The organism is Streptomyces paromomycinus, from assembly GCF_003865155.1.
GTDB lineage: Bacteria > Actinomycetota > Actinomycetes > Streptomycetales > Streptomycetaceae > Streptomyces > Streptomyces chrestomyceticus.
In genome coordinates this window covers 7,473,978-7,496,352 of record NZ_BHZD01000001.1, presented here as the reverse complement: position 1 = coordinate 7,496,352, position 22,375 = coordinate 7,473,978, and the positions used below count along the sequence as shown (strand labels likewise).

General features: G+C 70.5%; 16 protein-coding genes. 9 read left to right on the top strand and 7 right to left on the bottom strand.

Features of this window, described 5'->3' with window-relative positions:
• Positions 1 to 90: 90 nt before the first annotated feature.
• Complete coding sequence (locus OEIGOIKO_RS32215; RefSeq protein WP_125056991.1) at positions 91 to 1,557, bottom strand: alkaline phosphatase PhoX; 1,467 nt, start codon at positions 1,555 to 1,557, stop codon at positions 91 to 93.
• Positions 1,558 to 2,062: 505 nt separating this feature from the next.
• On the opposite strand from OEIGOIKO_RS32215, the gene OEIGOIKO_RS32210 reads away from it, so the two are divergent.
• A complete protein-coding gene (locus OEIGOIKO_RS32210; protein WP_125056990.1) occupies positions 2,063 to 3,220 on the top strand; it encodes a chymotrypsin family serine protease in 1,158 nt (385 codons plus the stop codon).
• A gap of 23 nt (positions 3,221 to 3,243) precedes the next feature.
• Positions 3,244 to 3,684: a hypothetical protein gene (locus OEIGOIKO_RS32205; protein WP_125056989.1), complete on the top strand. Its 441-nt coding sequence runs from the start codon at positions 3,244 to 3,246 to the stop codon at positions 3,682 to 3,684.
• 95 nt (positions 3,685 to 3,779) lie between these two features.
• Here the strand turns inward: OEIGOIKO_RS32205 and OEIGOIKO_RS32200 are convergent, their stop codons facing one another.
• Complete coding sequence (locus tag OEIGOIKO_RS32200) at positions 3,780 to 5,288, bottom strand: hypothetical protein (RefSeq protein ID WP_125056988.1); 1,509 nt, start codon at positions 5,286 to 5,288, stop codon at positions 3,780 to 3,782.
• A 311-nt stretch (positions 5,289 to 5,599) separates the two neighbouring features.
• On the opposite strand from OEIGOIKO_RS32200, the gene OEIGOIKO_RS32195 reads away from it, so the two are divergent.
• Positions 5,600 to 7,411: an endonuclease/exonuclease/phosphatase family protein gene (locus OEIGOIKO_RS32195; protein WP_371859034.1), complete on the top strand. Its 1,812-nt coding sequence runs from the start codon at positions 5,600 to 5,602 to the stop codon at positions 7,409 to 7,411.
• A gap of 5 nt (positions 7,412 to 7,416) precedes the next feature.
• Here the strand turns inward: OEIGOIKO_RS32195 and OEIGOIKO_RS43200 are convergent, their stop codons facing one another.
• Complete coding sequence (locus OEIGOIKO_RS43200; protein ID WP_246177673.1) at positions 7,417 to 7,587, bottom strand: hypothetical protein; 171 nt, start codon at positions 7,585 to 7,587, stop codon at positions 7,417 to 7,419.
• Between OEIGOIKO_RS43200 and dapA the strand changes: the two genes are divergently transcribed.
• Positions 7,586 to 8,440: a 4-hydroxy-tetrahydrodipicolinate synthase gene (gene dapA / locus OEIGOIKO_RS32190; RefSeq protein ID WP_246177671.1), complete on the top strand. Its 855-nt coding sequence runs from the start codon at positions 7,586 to 7,588 to the stop codon at positions 8,438 to 8,440. The two genes, OEIGOIKO_RS43200 and dapA, sit on opposite strands and share 2 nt — an antisense overlap.
• Here dapA and OEIGOIKO_RS32185 read toward each other — a convergent pair.
• Genes OEIGOIKO_RS32185 through OEIGOIKO_RS41905 form a run of 3 tightly spaced genes read right to left on the bottom strand, consistent with a single transcriptional unit; the run spans position 8,397 to position 10,141 of the window.
• Positions 8,397 to 9,212 (bottom strand): EI24 domain-containing protein, encoded by an 816-nt coding sequence (locus OEIGOIKO_RS32185; protein ID WP_246177669.1) that lies wholly within the window; start codon positions 9,210 to 9,212, stop codon positions 8,397 to 8,399. The two genes, dapA and OEIGOIKO_RS32185, sit on opposite strands and share 44 nt — an antisense overlap.
• Positions 9,213 to 9,269: 57 nt before the next feature.
• Positions 9,270 to 9,980, bottom strand: a complete 711-nt coding sequence (locus tag OEIGOIKO_RS32180; protein ID WP_125056986.1) for a hypothetical protein — start codon at positions 9,978 to 9,980, stop codon at positions 9,270 to 9,272.
• Positions 9,977 to 10,141 (bottom strand): hypothetical protein, encoded by a 165-nt coding sequence (locus tag OEIGOIKO_RS41905; protein WP_170251931.1) that lies wholly within the window; start codon positions 10,139 to 10,141, stop codon positions 9,977 to 9,979. The genes OEIGOIKO_RS32180 and OEIGOIKO_RS41905 overlap by 4 nt, the downstream gene beginning before the upstream one ends.
• A gap of 363 nt (positions 10,142 to 10,504) precedes the next feature.
• Between OEIGOIKO_RS41905 and OEIGOIKO_RS32175 the strand changes: the two genes are divergently transcribed.
• The 5 genes from OEIGOIKO_RS32175 (at position 10,505) to OEIGOIKO_RS32155 (ending at position 20,949) form a co-directional block, all read left to right on the top strand.
• The gene (locus OEIGOIKO_RS32175) at positions 10,505 to 10,975 is read left to right on the top strand and encodes a hypothetical protein (RefSeq protein ID WP_125056985.1); all 471 of its coding nucleotides are present in this window, start codon (positions 10,505 to 10,507) and stop codon (positions 10,973 to 10,975) included.
• 171 nt (positions 10,976 to 11,146) lie between these two features.
• On the top strand, positions 11,147 to 11,458 hold the full coding sequence (locus OEIGOIKO_RS32170) for a hypothetical protein (RefSeq protein ID WP_246177668.1): 312 nt from the start codon (positions 11,147 to 11,149) through the stop codon (positions 11,456 to 11,458).
• A 243-nt stretch (positions 11,459 to 11,701) separates the two neighbouring features.
• Positions 11,702 to 18,394, top strand: a complete 6,693-nt coding sequence (locus tag OEIGOIKO_RS32165; protein ID WP_125056984.1) for a toxin glutamine deamidase domain-containing protein — start codon at positions 11,702 to 11,704, stop codon at positions 18,392 to 18,394.
• Entirely contained in the window at positions 18,391 to 18,660 is a 270-nt protein-coding gene (locus OEIGOIKO_RS32160; RefSeq protein WP_125056983.1) for a DUF6406 domain-containing protein, read from the top strand. The genes OEIGOIKO_RS32165 and OEIGOIKO_RS32160 overlap by 4 nt, the downstream gene beginning before the upstream one ends.
• A 57-nt stretch (positions 18,661 to 18,717) precedes the next feature.
• Positions 18,718 to 20,949, top strand: coding sequence for an SUKH-4 family immunity protein (locus tag OEIGOIKO_RS32155; protein WP_125056982.1), 2,232 nt, complete (start codon positions 18,718 to 18,720; stop codon positions 20,947 to 20,949).
• 69 nt (positions 20,950 to 21,018) lie between these two features.
• On the opposite strand, the gene OEIGOIKO_RS32150 is transcribed toward OEIGOIKO_RS32155, so the two are convergent.
• On the bottom strand, positions 21,019 to 22,338 hold the full coding sequence (locus OEIGOIKO_RS32150; protein ID WP_125056981.1) for an SUKH-4 family immunity protein: 1,320 nt from the start codon (positions 22,336 to 22,338) through the stop codon (positions 21,019 to 21,021).
• Positions 22,339 to 22,375 lie beyond the last annotated feature (37 nt).

Sequence of the window (22,375 nt, the reverse complement as noted above, 5' to 3'; positions counted from 1 at the left end):
TACGGTCGGGATTCCTGGAGGTGCACGTCAGGTACGCCAGGTACTCAGGTACGCCAGGCACCCCGCGTCAGGCCCCCGGCCGCGCAGCGGTCAGCGCTGCCGCCGCCACGGCCCCGTGATCGCCAGCATGATCCCCGGCTCCTGGATGTTGGCGTAGAGGGTGCGGCCGTCGGGAGAGAACACCGGGCCGGTGAATTCGCTGTAGGCCGGGTCGTCGGCGGTGCCGATGTTGAGGTCGTTGCGGGCGATCGGGTACGTACGGCCGTCGTCCGTGGCGCCGAAGAGGTGCTGGACGCCCTCGCCGTCCTCGGCGATGATCAGGCCGCCGTACGGGGAGACGGTGATGTTGTCGGGGCCGTCGAAGGCGCCGTCCCGGCCGGGGTCGGGGTTGACGCCGAGCAGCACCTTCAGGGTCAGGGTGCGGCGGCGGGGGTCGTAGAACCAGACCTGGCCGTCATGGCGGACCGGGCTCTCCGCGCGGGCGTACGAGGCGACGACGTACGCGCCGCCGTCGGCCCACCACATGCCTTCCAGCTTGCGGGCGCGGGTGATGTCGCGGTCGCCGAACTGCTTGCGTACGGGGGTGGTGCGGGCGTCGCGGTCGGGGACCTCGATCCAGTCGACGCCGTAGACCGTGCCGGTCTTCGTGGCGCGGGAGAGGTCGTCGACGAACCGGCCGCCGGAGTCGAAGCAGCGTGGCGCGGCCAGGACGCCCGCGTCGTCGGCGAGCGTGCGGAGCCGGCCGCGGCCGTGCTGGAAGCCGTGTGGCGGGGTCCAGCGGTAGAGGAGGCCGTTGGGGCGGTCGGCGTCCTCGGTGAGGTAGAGGTGGCCGCGCTTGGGGTCGACGACGACCGCTTCGTGGGCGTAGCGGCCCAGGGCCTTGACGGGGCGGGGCGCGCGGGCGGCGCGCACGTCGTGGGGGTCGACCTCGAAGACGTAGCCGTGATCCTTGGTCATGCCGTTCCGGCCGGCCTTGTCCTCGGTCTCCTCGCAGGTCAGCCAGGTCCCCCAGGGGGTGCGTCCGCCGGCGCAGTTGGTGGACGTACCGGCGATGCCGACCCGTTCGCAGACGTGCGAACCGTCCCGGGAGATCTCGACGACGGTGCAGCCGCCGGCTGCCGCCGGGTCGTAGACCAGGCCGTCGGCGAGCGGTACGGGGTGCGGCCACTGCGCGCGCGGCCCCTTCAGCTCGTGGTTGTTGACGAGCAGGGTGGTGCCGCGCGGGCCCTGGAAGGCGGCGGTGCCGTCGTGGTGGGAGGGGGTGGACTCGCCGGTCTCCAGCTTGGTGACTCCGGTCCGGGTGATGATCCGGTACGAGAATCCGGCGGGCAGCGCCAGGATGCCCGCCGGGTCGGGGATCAGCGGCCCGTACCCCGGGGTGCGCCCTCGTGCGCCGGCGGCCGGGGCGGGCGCTTCCGCTCCCGTGAGCCCCTGGTCCGGGACCTCCTGCCCGATGGCGCCGGGTGCGGTGGCCAGGACGCCCACGCTGCCGGTCAGTGCGACGCCGGCACCGGCGACGGCGGAGCGCTTGGCGAAGTCTCTGCGGGTGAGCGGCATGGTCATCTCCTGGACGGCCGGTTCGGTGTGCTCGGTCCCTGCGCCGCACACCCTCGCGCGCCCCGGCGAACACCGGTTGAACCCCGTACGACGCCGCGATGTCCGGAAGCGTTCCTCCGCGGCCCGGAAAACCATGGCAAACAAGGTCATCAGCGGCATCAGCGCAGCAAGCGCAAGATTTATCGCGTACCTCCTTGACCGCCGACCAGCCCGGCAATAGACAGTCCCTACCTGCATCACCCGTAGGGAGAGCGGAGAATCCGCCGCTGCACGGAGTTGCCCGGGGAGCAGTCCGTGCCGGGTTCCCGCCCTCCCCTGAGAGCCCGCCGCCGTGCACGGCCCAGGCTCGTGAAGCGAACGCGGTCCCGCCCCGCAGCCGTGGCCGCCCGTCCGCAGGAGCACTCCGGCCCGTAGGAGCGCTCCTTGCCCGTACGGCCCGTCCGTACGGCCCGGGCGCACGGCTGAGAGCCGCGCGGGACGCCCACCGGGGAAGAGGTGGTCTGGTGTGAACCAGCCCGAGATGATGCGCGGACCCACCGGAGGTCAGGTCAGCGACACCTCCCGTCAGCAGGCACTTTCCGACTTCATGCACCCGCAGAACCCGACCGCGAACGTCGTCGGCTTCGGGCACGGGGTGAAGTGGACCAACGGTGAGCCGACGGGCGAGGAAGCCGTCCTGGTCTTCGTCACGCAGAAGGTCCCGGAGTCGATGCTCCCCGAACGGGACGTGATCCCCCGGGAGATGGACGACGGTACCCCGACCGACGTCCTGGCCGTCGGCCACATCTCCGCGCAGGCCCAGCAGCGCGTACCGAGCGGTCAGAGCCGCTCGATGGCGCAGGAGCAGGGCCTCGGCAGCAACGGCGGCCGGATGGGCGCACTCGCCCAGCCGCTGCTCGAAGAGCTGAGCCAGCTCGGCAGCGCCCTGGAGCCGCAGCTCCTCAAGCGCCGGATGCGGCCCTGCCCGGCCGGCTTCTCCGTCGGCAACGTGCAGGTCACCGCGGGCACGCTGGGCAGCGTGGTGTACGACTTCCTGCCCGGCGCACAGACCAACCCGCCGGCGCCCGGCCTCGGCGTACCGGGCAAGTTCTACATCCTGAGCAACAACCACGTCCTGGCGGACTCCAACCGGGCGCCGCTGGGCAGCTCCGTGCTCCAGCCGGGCAAGTTCGACGGCGGCACGGACCCGGCGGACCGGATCGGCACGCTGGACCGTTTCATCTCGATCCAGTTCGCCCCGCAGATCCCGCTGACGCAGCACAACAACGTGGTGGACGCGGCCCTCGCGAAGATCGAGTTCGAGGACGCCACCCGGCAGCAGTACTTCAGCGGCGCGCCGCGCGCGTGGCGCCGCAAGTCGTCGGTCGCGGTGGGCGACCTGGTCAAGAAGACCGGCCGGACCACCAACATCAGCTTCGGACGGATCGTCTCCACCGACGCCACGGTCGACGTCAACTACGGCACGGCCGGTACGGCGCGCTTCAAGGACCAGATCATGACCACGAACATCTCGGCGGGCGGCGACTCCGGTTCGCTGGTCACCTCGCTCGACAACGTCGCGGTCGGTCTGCTCTTCGCGGGCTCGTCGACGGTCACCGTCGTCAACCACATCGAGACCGTCCGCACGCTGCTGCGCGTCGAGGTCGCCGAGCAGCTGGCCTGACCCACCGAGCCCGAGGGAGAGCCATGACAAGCGCAGCGCAGAAGAGGAAGGGTCCGGGCCGCGAGCACCAGTTCGTCAACGCCCAGGGGTCCGAGGTCAAGACCCGGGACGAGGCGTTCGCCGTACAGCGCGAGGTCTCGGCCGAAGCCGTCCAGGTCACCCAGAAGATGGCGCTCCACAACCAGGCGCTCACCTTTGACATGGAGGTCAACTACAACCCGAACACCAACGCCGTCACGGGCGGCCGGATCACCTCCGGCATCTGCGGCGCCCCGTGGGACATCACCGGCGGCTCGATCGGCAGCTCGCTGCGGATCGACGCCAAGCGGCCGGGGACCGGCGGCAACTGCGCCGCGACGGTCACCATCATCGGCCAGTTCCAGGTCCCGCTGTCCTACCGCGGCACCTACGGCTTCAACGGCCAGTCCACCACGTTCAACTGCGTGACGCAGCTGGTGTGCTGACGGCGAACCGCCGCGGAACACGCCGGCGGGCGGCGGGAGCACCGAGGTGCTCCGGCCGCCCGCCGGTCGCCTGCGGCCGGTGAGCCGCGGAACGCTCAGCCCCCCTGCCGGGACCGCGCCTTGAACGCGGCCTTGCGGGCCTCCTTGGCGGTCTTCTTGTCCGGGTGGAGGCGGCCCATGGCTTCCAGCACGTCGGAGGTCGCCGGGTGGCCCACCCGCCAGGCGGCGTCGAAGAAGCCGTTGTGCTGACCGACCACGCCCTCGACCAGGCCGCGCAGCTCGGCCGCGCTCTCCTCGTCGGCCTCGGCCGCGCCGAGCTGGGCCGCGATGGTGTCCACGGTCAGCCAGAAGATCATGTCCTGGGACGGCTCGGGGATGTCGGCGGCACCGCGCTCGGCGAGCCAGACCCGGGCCAGACCGCCGAGCTGCCCGTCGTCCAGCACCTCGCGCAGCGCGGGCTCGGCCTCCGCCCCGGCCAGCGACAGCGTCTGCTGGCAGGCCAGCCGGCGCCGCGGCCCGTCCTCGTCGTCGCCGCGGGCGGCCGAGAGCAGGTCACGGGCGGCGTCGACGGGCGTACGGGCGGCGAGCCACTGCTCGGACTCGGCCTGCGCCAGCGGCTCCGGGTAGTCGGGCAGCGCGTCCAGGAGGACGTCGGCGCCCTTGTCGGTGAGGTCGCCGACGGCCGGTGCGTCGACGCCCGCGTCCAGCATCCGGGCGCGTACGGCGTAGACGCCGAGCGGGGTGAGCCGGACCATGCCGTACCGGGAGACGTCCTCGTCCTCCAAGGGCTCGGCCGCCCGCGTCGTGGCGCCGTCCTCGTCCAGCTCCTCGATGAGCGCCTCGTCCACCGGCTGGTAGTCGACCAGGCCGATCGGCTGCAGCACCCGGAACTGGTCGTCGAGGCGCATCATCGCCTCGGAGACCTCTTCGAGGATGTCGTCGGTGGGCTCGTCCATGTCGTCCGGGACGATCATGGAGGCGGCGAGGGCGGGCAGCGGTACGGCCTGCGCGGGGTCCTCGTCGAGGGCGGTGAGCAGGTAGAGGTTGCCGAGGATGCCGTCCAGCAGCTCGGCCTCCTCCTCGGGGTTCCAGTCGATCGCGTCCAGGTCCAGGTCGCCGCCCTCGGCGATCTGGTCGGCGATGTCGGAGAGGTCGGGCGCCACGGCGTCGGCCAGTACGGTCTCCATGCCGCCGAGCCAGATGTCGAGGATGTCCTGCGGGCTGCCGGAGGTCAGCAGGGACAGTTCCTCGCCGGGAGCGGCGGTGCCGGTGGCGGCGTCGTCGGGCAGCTCGTCGCCGTCCGCCTCGGTCGCCCCGGTCTCCTCGGTCTCCTCGATCTCCACCAGCCCGGTGTCGACCGCGAGCTGCCAGGCTTCGGCGGCGTACCCGGCGCCGTCCTCGTCCCCGGCCAGACCCAGGTGGTCGACGGCGGCGGCCAGCTGCTCCTCAAGGAGCTCGCCGCCGACCCCGACGGGGACACCGGCCTCGGCCCAGCGGGCCAGCTGCGCGGCACGGGCGAAGAGCGGTGCGCTCAGCGCGTCCCGCGCCAGCTCCGCGTCGGAGTGCAGCCGCACCGGCGGCAGGGTGGGGCGGTCTGCGGACATCTCGGGCTCAGCTCCTCGTGCGGACTACGGCTCGTGCGAAGCCCCAGCGTAGACGGAATTCCGTGCATGGCGGGCGGTTCACCTTGCTTTCCGTTCCCGTACACCCGGCGAGCCTTGACAACTGCCGTCGCCACGCAAGAGATTGACGCGCGTAGAGGCTGCCGGACCGTTTCCGCTCCGCCGCGTTCACGCCTTTCGCCCGCTGTTCCCCACCCTCGCCCGCCTTCCGGAGGCTCTCCGTGTCCGCGCAGATACCGTCGCACGATCCGAACCGTACGCACCGTACGTCCCGCACATCCCGGCGCCGCGCCCTGCGCCGGCCCGCCACGCTGACCGCGCTGGTCGCCGCCGCCCTGACCGGCGGGCTGCTCGCCGTACCCCAGACCGCCTCCGCAGCGGTCACCCGCATCCACGACATCCAGGGCACGACCCGGCTCTCGCCCTTCGCGGGCAAGCGGGTCACCGACGTGCCCGGCACGGTCACGGCGGTACGGGCCTTCGGCTCGGCCCGCGGCTTCTGGGTGCAGGACTCGCGGCCGGACCGCGACCCGGCGACCAGCGAGGCGATCTTCGTCTTCACCGGCAAGCAGACGCCGAAGGCCGCCGTCGGCGATTCCGTACGGGTCTCCGGCACGGTCAGCGAGTACTACCCGGGCGGCGAGCAGGCCGGCCTCCAGTCCGTCACCGAGATCACCGACGCCACCTGGACCGTGGCGTCCTCCGGCAACCCGCTCCCGGCGGCCTTCAAGCTCAACGCATCGTCCGTGCCGGACCGTTACGCCCCCGCCGCGGGCGGCAAGAGCATCGAGAACCTGCGGCTGCGCCCGAACGCGTACGCCCTGGACCGTTACGAGTCCCTGGAAGGCATGCGGGTCTCGCTCGCCGACGCCTCCGTCGTCGGCCCCACCAGCACCCACAACGAGCTGTGGGCGACCGCGGAGCCCCGCCACGGCCGCACCGTGCGCGGCGGCGCGCTGTACGGCTCGTACCAGGACCCCAACCCCGGCCGCGTGAAGATCACCTCACTGATCCCCTTCGCCCAGCGGCCCTTCCCCGTGGCCGACACCGGCGACCGGCTGGCCGGCACCACCGCGGGCCCGCTGGACTACGACAACTTCGGCGGATACGGGATCGCCGCCACCGAACTGGGCACGCTGGAGGACCGCGGCCCGGCCCGCGAGACCACCCGCAAGCAGCGCGCCGACGAGCTGGCCGTGGCCACGTACAACGTCGAGAACCTCTCCCCGAAGACCCCGCCCGCCAAGTTCGCGCGGCTGGCCGAGGCGCTGGTGAAGAACCTCGCGTCGCCGGACGTCGTGGCGCTGGAGGAGGTGCAGGACGACAACGGCCCCACGAACGACGGAACCGTTTCCGCGGACGCGACGCTCAAGCAGCTCACCGACGCCGTCAAGGCGGCCGGCGGCCCCTCCTACGCGTGGCGGCAGATCGACCCGGTGAACAACCAGGACGGCGGTCAGCCCGGCGGCAACATCCGGACCGTGTTCCTCTTCAACCCCGCCCGTGTCTCGTTCACGGATGTCGCCGGGGGTGACGCCACCACCCCCGTCAAGGTGACCGGCTCGCCCGGCAAGCCCCGCCTCTCCGCCTCGCCCGGCCGCATCGACCCCGGCAACGCGGCCTGGGCCAACAGCCGCAAGCCGCTCGTGGGGCAGTTCTGCTTCCGGGGCCGCCCGGTCTTCGTCGTCGCCAACCACTTCAACTCCAAGGGCGGCGACCAGGGCCTCGACAGCCGCTTCCAGCCCCCGGCCCGTACGTCGGAGACCCAGCGCGTCCAGCAGGCGCAGGCCGTGCACGCCTTCGTCGAGGACGTGCTGCGGGTGGACCCGAAGGCCGACGTGGTGGTGGCCGGCGACCTCAACGACTTCCAGTTCTCGCCCGCGCTCAAGACCCTGACCGCCGGCGGCGTCCTCACCGACCTCGTCGACCGGCTGCCGCGCGGCGAGCGCTACGGCTACGTCTACCAGGGCAACTCCCAGGTTCTGGACCACATGCTCACCAGCCGCCACCTGCGCCGCGTGGACTACGACATCGTCCACATCAACGCGGAGTACGCGGACCAGTCGAGCGACCACGACCCGCAGGTGCTGCGACTGAAGCCGTAGCACTACTAATCATTTACTCCAGAACAACTAAGTAGACCTGAAGACAGCGGTGGGGCCAGACTCCGCTCCATGACCTCGATCTCGTTCTCGACACCGATCTCGACCTCGAACTCGATCTCGACCTCGGCGAGCGGCGTCCCGTCCCCACCGCCCTTCGGCCGCACCACCGCCGCCATGATCACCCCGTTCCGCACCGACGGCGGGCTGGACCTCGACGGCGCCCAGCGCCTCGCCGCCCGCCTGGTCGGCGAGGGCTGCGACGGCCTCGTCCTCAGCGGCACCACCGGCGAGTCCCCCACCACCACCGACGCCGAGAAGGAGGCCCTGATCAGGGCCGTCGTCGGGGCGGTCGGCGACCGGGCGCGGATCACCGCCGGGGTCGGCACCAGCGACACCCGGCACACCGTCCAGCTGGCCCGCACCGCGGAACGGGCCGGCGCCCACGGCCTGCTCGTCGCCGCCCCCGCCTACTCACGCCCCGGCCAGGAGGCCGTCGCCCACCACCTGCGTACGGTCGCGGACGCCACCGACCTCCCCGTAATGCTCTACGACATCCCCGGCCGCACCGGCTCCGGAACCGCACTCACCGCCGACACGCTGCGGCGACTCGCCGAACACCCACGAGTCCAGGGCGTCAAGGACTGCGCGTACGACCTCATGAAGAGCGCGACGGTACTGGCCACGACCGGCCTCGCCTACTACGCGGGCTGCGACGAGCAGACCCTCCCCCTGCGCGCCATGGGCGCCGTCGGCTGCGTCAGCACGGTGGCCAACGCCGCGCCCCGGGAGGTACGGGCGGCCCTCGACGCGTACGACGCGGGCGACCCGGCCGGGGCCACGCGCCGCTACCTCCGCCTCGTACCGCTCATCGAAGCGATGACGGGCACCGAACACCCCGGCGCGGTCACCGCCAAGGCGCTGCTGAACGTGCTCGGGCTGCCCGCCGGACCGGTCCGCGCGCCCCTGCTGGCAGCAGGCCCTGGGATCACCAGCGAGCTGGCGTCGGCCCTGAAGACGGCGCAGCAGTAGCCTCCTCCGGACCCTGCGCCGCCTCCGTTGCTTCGTTCTCCGCCGTCAGGTCCCGGACCAGCAGCGTCGCCCCCGCCACCGCGCCCGGCATCAGGAACACCGCCACGAACGGCACCAGGAACAGCAGCACCAACGGCGTACCGAACCCCACCGCGAGCCCCTTACGCCCGCGCAGCATCCGCAGCCGCTCCCGCACCGGAATACCGCGCCGCTGCATCGCCACCGAGGTCAACTCCACCGTCAGGAAGAACCCCGACACGCAGAACCCGATCGCGGGCACCACGGTCTGCCCCACCACCGGCACAAAACCCAGCACAAAGAAGAGCAGCCCGAACCCGGCAGCCCGCACCAGCACGTGCACGCTGTCCCTGAGCGAGACCCACAGCTCCCGCCACAACGGCATTCCCGTACCCGGCGGGCAGTCGCCCTCGCTCTCCTCCACCTTCTCCGACAGCGACTCGTAGAACGGGTCGCCGATCAGCAGCGTGACGGCCGTGAAGGTCAGGACGGACAGCAGCAGCCCGCCCGCGAACAGCAGCGCGACGAACAGCCCGCGCAGCAGCCCCTGCCAGGGCGATCCCCAGCCGTCGGCGAAGGGCGTCGCCCAGGCCGCGAGGTCCCCCGCGAAGAAGGCCAGCGCGACCAGCGCCCCCGCGTAGAGCACGAGAGCGATGAGCGCGGGAATCATCCCGAACCCCCACCACCGGCCGTGCCGGGCAACCCATCGTTGCCCCTTCCCGAGGTACCCCGTTCCCGCCACAAGATCGCGCATGCCGGTCAGCGTAGTTGGCTGGGGACAGGCGTCCGTCTCCGTACGGTACGAATCCGGTTACGAAACCTTGCCGCCACCGGTGAACCGCGCCAGCTGCCGCTGCAACCAGTCCAGCCGGGCCTGCATGAGCGAAGCCTCGGCAGCCAATTCCGGCACCGACCGCACCTCGGCCGGCACCTCCTGCCTGCCCTCCTCCCCCGCCTCGGGCTCCCCACCCGCCACGATCCGCAGCGCCCCGCCCCCGCACCGTACGAACTCCGCGAAGCTCACCGCCGTCCACCGCGCGAACGCCGTACGCCCACGCCGGGCAGCACACTCCGCGCACACGGCCGTCAGGACCCGCCAGCCCGTACGCCCCCACCCCGCATCCGCGAACGCACACGGCATCCGGCCGCACGCACACGCGCCGACCCGCGCCACCCGCACCCGCTGCCGCTCGTACCGCATCCCGCGCTCGAAGCGGATGTACGCCCCGAGCACGGTGACCTCCAGGAGCACCGCCCTGCGGTACTCACTCGCACACACCAGGGCCAACGCCTGCTCGACCGTATGCAGGCAGTAGAAACCGCAGTCACAGCGCAGGGCCGGGCAGCGGTGGCGCCGCCCGTACACACAGCGGGCCTCATCCACGAACCCGTACGGCAGCGCCCCACCGAGCGACACCCCGGCGAACCCGGTCCGCGTCCCGTCATGGGAGATCACCGGATGCGCGAGCTTGAACCCCGCGGGCGGCGTGGCAGGCCGCTCCTCCGGCAGCCGCAGCCTCATCGCCCGGCCGGCACCGGGTCCCGCCGCTCCGGCACGCCGTCGGCCACCGCCTCGTCAGGCAGCGCCGTCTCCACGACCGCCTCCGCCGCGCACGGCACGCCTTCCGTGCACTCCACGTCCTCCTCCGCGAAACCGACAGCAAGCGCTTTACCCAGCCTCATGACGCCTCCCGGTACGGATCGGCCCGTTCGCGTCAATGGTGACGCAGGGAAGGCCGGGTTGGCACGGTCACATACCGGCCACAGCACCTGCCGCTTACGTGGCGGGGGCGATCCAGGGTGCGCAGTGGTGACTGTTCTGTCGGGGTTCCGGGCCAGGTTTTCCCACCGCGCGACCGAACTCGTGACCAATAGGAATACACCCGCCCAAAAGGCTTTCCCTGACGGTCGTCCGGGCGCTCCGGGACAGCACTGTGACGCTGCGGGGTTGAGGGTTTGTCAGTGCCTCCGGATACCCTGGCACTCACATGAGACAGGCGTGAACCGGCCACTCGACGAGGCCGGACGGTGAACGGGGGCACACTCATGGGCGACGGGTTCCAGAGCAACGCGGACATGCTGAAGGTCGAGGGGAAGAACTTCTCCGAGATCGCCAGGGATTTCCACCAGGCGACCACCAAGCTGAGGAACGGCCTGGCCGCACAGGGCGACGGCGGCGGAGGCGGCGGCGAAGCGCCGAAGGAGACGACGTTCTCCAGTGTCGCCCAGGACGCCTGGAAGGGCCTGACCACCTTCAGCGACAAGCAGGGCACTCCGCCGTGGGGGGACGACGAGCTCGGTGAGAAGTTCGGCGTGGTCTACGAAGGTCTGCGCGACGGCATGACGGACTCGATGAAGCACCTTGCCACCAAGCTCGACGAAGTAGGCAGGGCGTTGGAGCGCATGGCGAAGAACCACGAGGAGAACGAGGACTTCACCGAGGCCCTGATCAAGGAGCAGAAGCCGGAGAAGCAGTTCGCCGGCGAGATACGGGGTCCGAAGTCCACGACCAGGTGACGCAGTCCGCCCCCGGAGGGGGGCGGGTGACGACCGTGCGGGGTTGCGGGGCCGCCACAGCAGTACGGTCGCGGGCGCCGAATCCGAGTTCAGCCGTATGACCGCATCTGCTGCCCCGCAGGGGCCCCTTCACCGACAGTTCACCGACAGTTCACTGACAGGAGAGAGTCCGTGTCGCAACCCGACGCGCCGGAACCGGTACAGCCCGCCCCCACCACCGCCGAAGAGGCATTGGCCGCCGCTCGCGCCCGGTTCGAAGTACTGGATCCGGAAGGAAATCCGGCGCCCTTGCAGGTGGCGGAGTTCGACCTCGGCTTTCTCGTGCACGCCGTCATGCCCCCGCCGCCGCCCGGCATTCAGGCGCCGTTGGGCGGCAGTCACATGGTGATCTCAAAAATCGACGGAGCCGTCACCTATGTCCCCAATTTCCCGCCGGACTCCGCGATCGAGCTGTACCGCAGCCTGCGCCGGCCTCCTGGCTAGGGCCGCTGCCTGACGACGGCATGAGTCGCAGGGCCACAAGGGCCGTTGGGTAGGCTCAGGCTCTGACATGGGCATGGCTCTGCACTGACGCAGGCCGGTCGAACACGCACGAGGCTCCGCACGGCGCCTCCGGCAGCAGCAGAGAAGCAGGACCCGTCCGCCGGCGCTGAGGCGGACGGGGTCGGTCGGCCCCCAGGGCCGGGGCGACACGCATTACATGGGCGACAACGGGGGTTCTTCGTCATGGCTTTGATGCTGCCGAACGCACTTGAGTGGGTTCTCGAAATGTGCGGTTTCGAGTGGCCCACCGGCGACGAAGACAAAATGATGGAATGCGCCAACACCTGGCGCCAGTTCGCCGCCGATGTACAGAGTCTCCAGGTCCGTGGCGTGAGCGCCGCCGGCAACGTCCTCGCCGAGAACGCCGGCGACTCCATCGAGGGCTTCCACAAGACCTGGGAGAAGTTCGGCGGCGGCTCGGGCTACTTCGACGACGCCCGCCAGGGCGCCGAGCTGATCGCCATCTGCCTGGACGCCGCGGCGATGCTCATCATCGGGCTGAAGGTGGCGGTGATCGCCCAATTGGTCATCCTGGCCGTCGAGATCATCGCGGCCCAGGCCGCCGCCCCCTTCACCCTGGGCCTGTCCGAGCTCGGCGCGCTGGGTGCGGCCGCCGCCACGCGGCTGATTCTGCGCAAACTCCTCAAAGAGGTGGCCCAACAGATATTGCAGGCGGTGCTGGAGACCGCCAAGGAACCCTTTGTCTCCGCTCTGGAAGCCATGGTCTCCGACCTGGTGGCCCAGACCGTCGAGCAGAACTTCGGCAAGCAGTCGGGCTACGACCTGGGCCGCACCGCCAAGAAGGGGTACGAAGAGGGCAAGGAGGCCCTGAAGAACTCCGGTTCCACCTTCGGCGAGTCCCTGCGCGACGGCGCCGGCTCCCGCGCGGGGCACGGCGCCCGCCACGGACTGACCCACGGGGGTAACGACGGCGGCGACGGCAGCGGCAGCGGCAGCGGCTCATCGGACTCCGGTAATGACAGCTCACCGAAATCCAATGATTCGCCGTCGGGTAATTCCTCTTCGTCGTCCTCGTCGTCCTCGTCGTCAAACAATTCGTCGCCGTCGAGCAACACCTCTTCGTCCAACGACAGCAGTTCGTCCGACAACTCTTCCCGCTCCTCCAATACTTCGCACTCGCCCAGCTCATCCACCTCGTCATCGAGCGACAGCAGTTCGTCCAGCCCCTCCCCGAGTCACAGTGGTTCGCCGAGTTCGAGCAGCGGCGACTCCGGTCGCAGGGCGCCGGACATCGGTGGTCCGTCGGCGGCAAGTGCGCCCTCCTCTTCCCCGAGTACGCCGTCCAACGGCAGTACGGACAGCAGTACGGACAGCACCGGCAGCCCGGACTCGTCGAGCCCCTCGTCGTTCTCGTCCTCGCCGAGCCGTGGATCCGACTCGCCCAGCCCCTTCGACGTGGGCACCCAGGCCTACAACGAGAGCATCAGCCGCCCTTCGGGCGACGACTCGTCCGCCCCTGATTCCAGCCGCCCGGACAGCACACCGGACGCCCCGCCGCGCACGGCACCGGGCACCGAGCCGTCCATGCCCGCCAACTCCTCGCCCATCGAGAGCCCAGGCACCGCACCGAGTGCCGCCGATGGCTCCCCGGAGCGGGACGCGTCGATCCCGGACGCGCGCAACGCCGAGCCCGCGCCCATGCCGTCCCCGCCGCCGGAGACGGGCCGCTCCGAGGCCGCACCGGCCCCGGCCCCCGACACCGCCCGCCCCGAACCGGGCGTGCACCAGGTCGACCGCGATTCGGGCGCCGCCATGCCCGCAGCAGCCCAGGGCCCCACGCCGGGCGACTCCAACGACGGCAACAGCAACGGCAACCAGAACCAGGGCAGCGGCCGCGTCTCCATGCCGAGCGGCGCCATGCCCGGCACCGCGCCCACCGCCCACCCCAGCCCCGGCCAGGGCCACGCGCCGACACCGTCGTCACCGTCGTCACCGACACCGCACAACCCGGACGACGACAGCCTCGACCTCATGGGCAACGTCGCCACCATGGCGCCCCCGCCTTCCGGTACACAGCCCGGCGACGCGGGCATCCCGCAGCAGACGCCCCCGCCCTCCGCAACGCCCTCGACGCCGGCCCCGGGAGCCATGCCCCCACCGGCGGCCGGCCCCGTCCCGACGCAGGCGCCGGCAGCAGGCAACCCCACGAGCACACCGCGGGCCACCAGGCCCAGCGCCACGACGCCGCGTGCTGAACGGCCGGGCACCAGGCCCACGACGCCTTCGCGGGACACCCAGCAGAACCGCCCCGCGTCGTCGCTGCGCACCGAGACGCCGCGTACCCGGACGCCACACACCGAGACACCCGGGCGCCCGGCCACGCCGCCCCGCGGCGAGCAGCCCACGAACCGCCCGACGGACCACCAGTCACCGGCCGCGTCCCCCACCGCCACCCCCACGCCCACACCCACACCGAACGACCAGGGGATGCCGGCACCGAGCAACCAACAGCCGGACCATCAGCAGCCGGACGCCACCCACCAGACGCCCGACCAGCACCAGCCCTCCGCTGACGGCAACGCACCCAAGCACCCGACGGCGCCTCCGCCTCCGCCTCAGGCGGACAGCCTTTCGGATATTCGCGACAACCTGAACATCCCGTTCGAGGGCCTGGCCACACCCGCCCCCGCCCATCAGCAGTACCTCGAAAACGCCCACCCGAAGAACCCCGACGGCACCCCGCAGGTGTACGCGGACCCACGGCAGGGCAACTGGGCCGCTCTGCAGAACGACGGCGGCGTAGGGGTGCCCGGCCGGTCCAACAACTGCGCCGACTGCACCCGCTCGTTCCTCGAAACATGGTTCGGCCGCCCGACGGTGTCCGCGCCGCGCACCTTGGACCTCAACGCGGACGGCACCCTGAACACCTTCTCCGCGGAGCGTGACTCGGTCGCCAACCAGGAGCGCTGGGCCGGCGCACCCGCCACGTACGCGGGCAACGACCACCCCAACCCGTACGCACGTATCGCCTACGAGCTGTCGCAGGCCGGGCATGGCTCGGCAGCCGTGATCGGCGTCAACTGGCCCGGCGGTGGCGGCCATGCCTTCGCCGCGGTCAACCACAACGGCCAGGTCCTGTTCGTCGACGCGCAGACAGGCGTCGTCAGCGAAAACCCGATCCACCTGGGTGCCCAAGAGGTCTTCTACACCCCGCTGGACGCCAACCGGAATCCGATCACTCCGTACTTCCTGACCCCGTCGACGCCTCAGCCGTCCACTCAGAACACCCCGGACAGCAACAACACCTCGGGTTCCGCCCCGTCGACGACCCCGGAGTCCTCCACAACGCCGGAGGCGACGCCGACCCCCGAAACGACGCCGGACCAGGAGCCCAAGCCGGATCAGGAGCCCAAGTCGGACCAGGCGTCCAAGCCGGACCAGGCGTCCGAGACCGCCCCGGACACGGACTCCACCACGGACCGGGACACGGAAACGCGCCAGGACTCGGACACGACGGACCAGGACAGCCCGCAGCCCGACAACGCGCAGGACACCCACGACACCCAGGCCCCCCACGACACCGCGCCCCCTCCCGACACCGACCAGCAAGCGGAGTCGCGCGAACCGGTCTTCCCGTCCACCGCCACGCGCCCCTCCGGCCCGCCGGACGGCTACGACGATCCCACCGACGCCGACAACCGCGCGCAGCGGGAGAGATTCCCGCGCAACGAGGACGGCTCGTTCCAGCAGGCCCCTGACCCGCGCGAGGGTACCTGGGTCGACGATCTGCGCGGCCGGAACCCGGACGAGTCCGGTCGCGACGTCAACTGCCCTGACGCCTCGCTGGCGTTCGTCGAGTCGTACGCGGGCAATCCCACGGTCGCCGCCCGCCGCAGCCCGAACGAGGACGGCACCCCCGCCGACGCCCCCGAGCCCAACGGCCGCGACCGTATCGAGAACGCCCTGGGCGCCGAGTTCGACGACTTCGGTGACGGCCGCGAGGCGTACCACCACCTGGAGTCCACCCTCCTCAGCGAGGGCCACGGCGCACAGGCCGTGATCATCACCCAGAACGCCGACGGCCGTGCCCACGCCTGGAACGTGGTCAACCACAACGGCCAGATCGTCTACGCCGACCCGCAGACGGGCCGGCACGGCACCACCCCGCTCCACAGCGGCGACAACGGCGTCTTCGCGATCCCGCTGGACGCCGGCCGTCGCCCCATCGACACCACCAACCAGCCCACCACGCAGAGCCAGCCCACCACGCAGAGCCAGGCCACCACGCAGCGCCAGAACGGGACCACACCTGCCGAGCCCGCCCACGCAGCGCCCGAGCGCCCGGCCGGTACGCCCCCTGAGTCCGACCCCAGCGCGGAAGCCACTCGCGAACGGCGCAACCAGAGTCTTCCCGACCCGGAAGCACGGACCGATGCGTATGCGGGCCTTCCTCCGGACCAGGCACAGGGCGACCTGCGAGACGCGCACGACGTCCATCGGATCGGACTGGACCCGGTCCAGGCGCAGATGCGGCAGTGGGCCCAGCCCCAGGGCGATCCGCCCCGGGTGCCCTTGGCCGACGTACTGCGGGAGTCCATCGGTCGCCGCCAGGCACACGCGGAGTCGGCGCAGTCGGTACGCGAGGCCAGACACGACTATGACCGGGCGCTGAAGGAAGTCGCCGACGCCAAGGCAGAACGGACCAGGGCGGCGACCGCGGAGCGGAAAGCCAAGACCGACGACGCGAAGCAGGCGGCTCAGGCCAAGCGGGCGGCGGCGGAGCAGCGGCTCGCCCAGGCCCAGCAGGCTCTCCCCCAGGCCGATGCCGCCCACAAGGCCGCGATGGCCGCGCACCGGGCTGTTCCGATGCCGGCGACGAACTTCACCGACAGTGATTTGCGGCAGCATCTTGATCCGGCGTGGTCGCGGATGGATGACGGCCAACGGTACGCCGCGATCGCCGCGCTGGCCCGTATCAGTCAGTCCTTCCACGCCAACAACGCCGTCGGCGTGAACCCTGGCCCGGCCGCGCACAACGACACGTACGACAACGGGAAGTTCCACGAATCAGCGGCACCCTGGCGACGCGAACTCGCCTCGCACCCGGACGGGACGAACCTTCGGGACGTGGAGGACCTCAAGCGGCTGCTTGAGGAGACGGAGAGCAACGCGCCCGACTTCTCCGGCAAGAACTATGCGGTCGTGGAAGTGTTCGACCCGAATACCGGGGAGAGTCACTACATCGTCGATTCGTCGGTTCCGCCTGCCGTGGACGGCGCCGACCCGATGCACTCCGAATCCCACATCCTCAATTGGATCGACCAGCTCAACGAGAATCGCGAAGCTCGGGCGCAGACCAAAGTCGAGGTCAAGGGCCTCTACACCGAACGTGAGCCCTGCGGTCTGCCCAACACCGCGTCCGGTCATCCCACCGGCCACGCCAACTGCTCCAGGACCATCAACGATTCTCGGGCGATGGACGGCGTTCCCGTCTACTACAGCACGACCTATCGAGCGGACCCGGACCTCAAGGCTCTCAAGGCGGCCGAGCGGGACAGACTGCGTGCGGAAGGCAAGACCGAGTCGCAGATCAGGACGGCGCTCAGCAAGTACCGCACGCCGAGCCAACAGGTCCAGGACCGGGAGATCCAGCAACACCTGAAATTCGTCAACGACCTGGCGAAGGCGCTGGCGGATCCCGGCCAGACCCCACCGCCGGCCCCCACGCGCGCCCAGCACACACCCCCCGCACAAACGCCTCAGTCGGGCCCGTCACATCCCACCACCGACCCCGACCGCACACCCCCGTCGAATCCGGCAGGCACGGACCGTCGCGCCCCGGCGGACCCCGCCGGCACGGCGACCGGTGCTCCGGCCCCAACCGCCGACGCGTCCCGCGAGGGCTCCCCCGCCTCGGAGGACCAGCCGAAAAAACCAGGCCGGCTCAAGCAGATCTGGCAGTCCATCACCCACTCGGGCACGGCTGAGCCCACCGAGCTCACCACTGAGGTGGACCAGCCGCGCTTCGGCAACCACAAGAAGCTGCCGGAGCTCCAGCCCGACCGTTACGGCACTCCGCTGGACCGCCCCGACGGTACGCGCGTGCCACTGTTCGACGGGCCTCCGTCGCGTGAGCAGACGCAGCAGGGCTCCATCGGCGACTGCGGCATGATCGCCACCATGGGAGCCGTCGCGAGCAGGTACCCGGATCTCCTCCAGGACATGATCAGGGAGACCGAGGACGGCAATTACGAGGTCCGTTTCCACGAGGTGCGGCGCGACAAGTACGGCAATAAGGCTCCGACCGGCCGCATCCTGACCGTGCGCGTCACTCCCGAAGTACCCGTGTTCAGCGACTTCCCCAACACCACCGCCTACGCCAACGCCAACGACACGGGTGTGGCCTGGCCGGCGATCATGGAGAAGGCCATCGCAGGCCTGGACCAGTTCTGGGACGACAAGAAGCGCGAGAACGAGTTGCAGTTCCCCGGCAGCAGGGACTTCGACGGCAACCTGCTGACGGGCTACTCCCGTATCGGTCAGGGCTCCACGTCGGGTGACCGTGCCGAGCTGCTCGCCCAGCTGACGGGACGCACGGCAGAGAACCACGATTTCCCGACGCATTACGATATGAACGGCCGCAGCCCGGAAAAGCAACTCCTGGCCCACCTGCGGGAGCTCACGGAAAGCGGTCGGCCGGTCGTCATCGGCACCCGCCCCAAGGGTAAAGGGGTAGAGAACAGGATGGCGAAGGGCCTCCTGAGTTCCCATGCCTACGAGATTGTATCGGTCGACGAAAAGGGTCTGATTCAGTTGCGCAATCCGCACAACGAAGATGATCCCCAGCCGCTGACCATCAAGGAATTCATGAAATACTGCAGCAGTCAGTACGCGTCTTTGGAGGATGAGAAGTGAGCGCCGACACCATTCATCTCTCGCACGGGATCCAGCGGCATACCGACACCGCGAGGTTTGCAGTGATGGACATCTACAGGGAGTCCGATGCCTCGATCAGGGTCCTGCTGAGGACCGTCGCCACCGAGAAACAGCATCACACCCTCCGCGTCGGTGAGAGCTTCCCGGTGGGCAACGAGACGTGGCAGCTCGCCGAATTGACCGGCTGGCCGAGCGAGGACGACTGGACCGTGGTGCTGCGCCGCGTCGCGACGGCCCCAGCCTGACTATTCGCAGTCAGCCACACGTAGGGTCGACGAGCCACCGCGCACTTGAGGAGGACCATGCCCGAGCCCACCACCGACACCCCCGAACTCCCCCAGATCCCCGAGGTCCCCGAGATCCCCGAGGAAGAGGCCGCCGGTCGTATCGGCGCATGGTGGCGTGCGGGTGGACACGGTGGCCATGTGGCCTTTTTGGTCGCTGCGGGCGGCCATGACGCCTCGGCCGTCATGCGGGAGACACCCGAGCACGTCCCCGGCAGTGTGGTCGTCGACGCCACCGGTCTCACCGCTGAGCAGGTCATGCAGCAGGCCCTCACGGCGCTCGGTGTCGATCTGTCCGCGGACGAGCGGGACGACTGGCGTTTCGCGCTCGGCGCGTGGCCCGAGGAGCGGTTGCTGCTGGTTGTCAACGCCCATCGGGCCGGGCCGACACGGCGGTCGTACGAGCCCGAGCGGTTGGTGACCGGGACCCTTCCGGGGCTGGCGCGTGGCAAGTTGGCCGTGCTGGTCCATGTGGTGCCCGAGTTGCTGCCGGCTCGCGTCGATTCCGGGACGGTGTTCCGGTTGTCCGCGACAGCCGTCGAGGCTCCGCCGATGGTGACGGAGTCCGTTGCCGTGCGGGCGTTGGCACTGGCCGAGCCCCGTTTCGTACCCGTTCCGGTCTGGGCCCAACTGGTCACCGCGCTGACCGGTGAAGCCGCGTCCGAGGCCGAACTCGCTGAATCGGCGAGGGAAAGGTCCGGGGTTCTTCGGCTCGGCCCGCTCGGGGTTTCCTTTGTCGACGAGGGGCTGGCCGAAGCCCTGCGCCGGGAGACCGAACCTGCCGAACTGTCCCGGGTCAGCGGGCATATGGTGGCTTGGCTGATGCGCTCGGCTCCGGATTTCGCCCACCCCGAAGGGTGGTCCAGGCGCAGTGCCGTCGGTCTGTACGCGGCCACGGGGCTCGCCATGCACGCCGTGCAAGCGGGAACGTACGACGAAGTCCTCCGGGACGGGCGTGTCATCGCCCATCTGCCGCAGACGGCGCTCATGGACGCGGCACGAAGCAGCACGTGCTTCATTCCCGGAAACACGGCCGCCGCCGACGCGATTCATCTGTGGGGCTGGGGAATCACACCGCGGCAGCAGACGGAATGGGCTTCGTGGCTGCACTTGATGGCGCTTTCGCGCGGCGATCTCGAATTCGCGTCGGCGGTCGCCTCCTCCCGTGTGGCACTGCCCTGGCAGGCCAAGTGGGCCCACTGGCGGCCGCCGGGCGGCTTCCATCCGCACTATCTGCGGGCCGGGAGGTTCGCCGCGCTGGCGGAGGTGCGCTGGCAGGGGCGACCCGCCCTTGCCGGTTTGCAGCAGCGGACGGTGGAAGAAGAACAGCAGCCGTACGTCTCGATCTGGGACGCGGAGACCGGAGACCGTGTCGCAGGTCCTTGGGAGTACGACGAGATTCCGCAGGAGCATCGTGCGGATCTCACCTGGCCCGCGTCAGCCACGGGCCACTCCGCTTCGCCCGCTCTCGTCCGGGAACTGTTCACCTCATCCTCCCCCCGCCGAAGCAAGCAGGCTTTTGTCCTGCCCTGTACTCCATTGGCCGTGGGTGACGTCGTCATTTTCGCGGGCGACGCGGGGCTGATCGCCATCCGGCCTGCGGACGGTGCGGACAGTGTCGACAGCTCCGGTTTCGGCGCTCGGCAGCAGCCTCTGAGCTGGGATTACGCCGATGCGGGCCCGAGCTGTCCGAGCGGCGCGCCGACTCCGAGCCACGAGGACGTCAGCACCCTGTTCGGCGAGGACGCGATCTATCCCATCGAGGTCGAGGATTTCCCCGCTCGGCTCACTCACGCGGCAACCCGCGAACTCCTCCTGGAATTCGGGCTGCCGAACATGAACGAGGGAGGCATGGGACTTTTCCCGTACGGCAACTGGGAGATGGGCATTCTCGACGAACTGCCCTCCTGGCCCGAAGGAATCGAGCCCGTCCCCGAAACCGGGCCCTTCTTCCAGATCGGTCAATGGATGGGCGGCAAGCTCGTCGTCGACGGGCCCACCGGACATGTCCTGCGCGTTCCCACGAAGCCGGGCCAGGATCACCTCGCCGCCCTCCCCGCCGCGCACAGCCTCGAAGATTTCCTCACCATGGTCACGCTGTGCGTCACCGGGCTGCGTACCCGGAACATTCTGCCCCCGGGCGGTTCCGAACGAGATCAGATCACCTATTGGGTCCTGGGAGCGCTGGCCGAGGTCGACGGTACGGGCGGTGAGCAGCCCGCCTGGGCGTACGTACTCCACAACACGTGACGCCGACAAACCGGAGAGGCGCGGCGCGTCGCCGGCGACGCGTCGCGCCTCCACGGCGATCGGGGCAGATCAGAACAGCCCGTGCCACATCTGCTCGACGATCACCGACCACCAGTTCCTCGGGTCGTCCAGGGCCGATGCGTCGATGGCGAAGAGCTGATCCTGGAAGTCGGCGACGGCCCGGCCCGCCATGCCCGGATCGAGCCCGATCATCCGCTCGCGGGTGGTCTCCAGAAGCACGAGGGAGCGGACGAAAGCGGCCACCGAGACGTTGACGCGGCGGCCCGCGCCGTTCTCCGGAGTGACGGCCCAGAGCTGGCCGACCGGCTCACCTTCCAGGTCCGACCCCGTGCACTGGACGGTGATCAGCGCGACCCCGTCGGTGCCGATCCTGACGTGCCCCTCCAGGAACGCCAGGGAATCGTCGCTCGCCTGGGTGCCGACCCGGCGCAGATACGCTGCGGCATTGCCGAACAAGCCGCCCGGAACCTCCGCCTCCGGGCTGTCCGCCGTGAAGAAGAACGGAACGTCGGCCGGAAGCCCGGCCCATATCAGCGTGGCCTTGGCGGCCTCGGGGAGCGGGGCGCCCGCCACGTCATCGGCGTCGTAACGATGTACCTCGTCAGCGCCGAAGGCCTCCGCCAGCTCGCGGCCCAGGGCGACGTCGCGGAGCGGCTCGGCCGGCTCGACATCGGTGCGTACCGGCACGCGGTGCGGCCGCGGCGGCGGCTGCTGTCCCGCGATCCGGTGCATCATCTCGACGTGCTGGAGCAGCCCGGCGACCGCCTCGGCGCGCTCCTCGCGCCGCAGACCGTACTCCTGCACGCAGGAGAACCGGACGCCGGGGTAGGCACGGCTGATCAGCCGGCCCGGGTACCCGCCGGGGAGCAGGCTGGAGCTGAGGTCGGTGTGGATCGCGACCACGTTCTCCGCGGGGACGTCGAGGTCCTGGATCTCCGCCAGGGCCTGGAACTCGGAGTGCGGCAGGCCGGGGGCGGAGTTCATGGAGAGGCTCTGCTCCTCTCCGGTGCGCGGGTCGACGTAGGTGACGACCGTGGTGTTGCCGGGGCCGGTGACCGGCGGCTGCGCGGGCGGCGCGGCCTCCTGGCCGCCGCCGTGCTTCTGCTGGTACATCCGTACGACCTCCTCGACCGGCACGGACGGCCAAGTGCTCAGCTCGCCGGTGCGGCGGTCGACCACGCCGCAGGAGTGCCCGATCGTGGCCGGCGGCCGGCGCTTGCCCGTGACCGGGTCACGCTCGGCCGGCGGGGCCGCGGCCCACACCGCCCAGCCCAGATCGAACTCCTGCATCCGCACCTCGCGGCGCTCCTGTCCCTCGGGGTTGAGCCACCCCTCGGCGGTCGCGAGCGCCTGCTCCTGGCTGATCACGGGAACTCCCTTCGAAATCTTCGGGCGGACGGGGCCG

What these genes read in the sequence shown, in the direction of transcription:
- OEIGOIKO_RS32155 (WP_125056982.1), top strand. Translation starts at nt 18,718, where the DNA reads ATGCCCGAGCCCACCACCGACACCCCCGAACTCCCCCAGATCCCCGAG.
- OEIGOIKO_RS32165 (WP_125056984.1), top strand. Translation starts at nt 11,702, where the DNA reads ATGGCTTTGATGCTGCCGAACGCACTTGAGTGGGTTCTCGAAATGTGC.
- OEIGOIKO_RS32175 (WP_125056985.1), top strand. Translation starts at nt 10,505, where the DNA reads ATGGGCGACGGGTTCCAGAGCAACGCGGACATGCTGAAGGTCGAGGGG.
- OEIGOIKO_RS43200 (WP_246177673.1), bottom strand. Translation starts at nt 7,587, where the DNA reads ATGGCGGCGGTGGTGCGGCCGAAGGGCGGTGGGGACGGGACGCCGCTC.
- OEIGOIKO_RS41905 (WP_170251931.1), bottom strand. Translation starts at nt 10,141, where the DNA reads ATGAGGCTGGGTAAAGCGCTTGCTGTCGGTTTCGCGGAGGAGGACGTG.
- dapA (WP_246177671.1), top strand. Translation starts at nt 7,586, where the DNA reads ATGATCACCCCGTTCCGCACCGACGGCGGGCTGGACCTCGACGGCGCC.
- OEIGOIKO_RS32185 (WP_246177669.1), bottom strand. Translation starts at nt 9,212, where the DNA reads ATGCGCGATCTTGTGGCGGGAACGGGGTACCTCGGGAAGGGGCAACGA.
- OEIGOIKO_RS32215 (WP_125056991.1), bottom strand. Translation starts at nt 1,557, where the DNA reads ATGCCGCTCACCCGCAGAGACTTCGCCAAGCGCTCCGCCGTCGCCGGT.
- OEIGOIKO_RS32180 (WP_125056986.1), bottom strand. Translation starts at nt 9,980, where the DNA reads ATGAGGCTGCGGCTGCCGGAGGAGCGGCCTGCCACGCCGCCCGCGGGG.
- OEIGOIKO_RS32205 (WP_125056989.1), top strand. Translation starts at nt 3,244, where the DNA reads ATGACAAGCGCAGCGCAGAAGAGGAAGGGTCCGGGCCGCGAGCACCAG.
- OEIGOIKO_RS32200 (WP_125056988.1), bottom strand. Translation starts at nt 5,288, where the DNA reads ATGTCCGCAGACCGCCCCACCCTGCCGCCGGTGCGGCTGCACTCCGAC.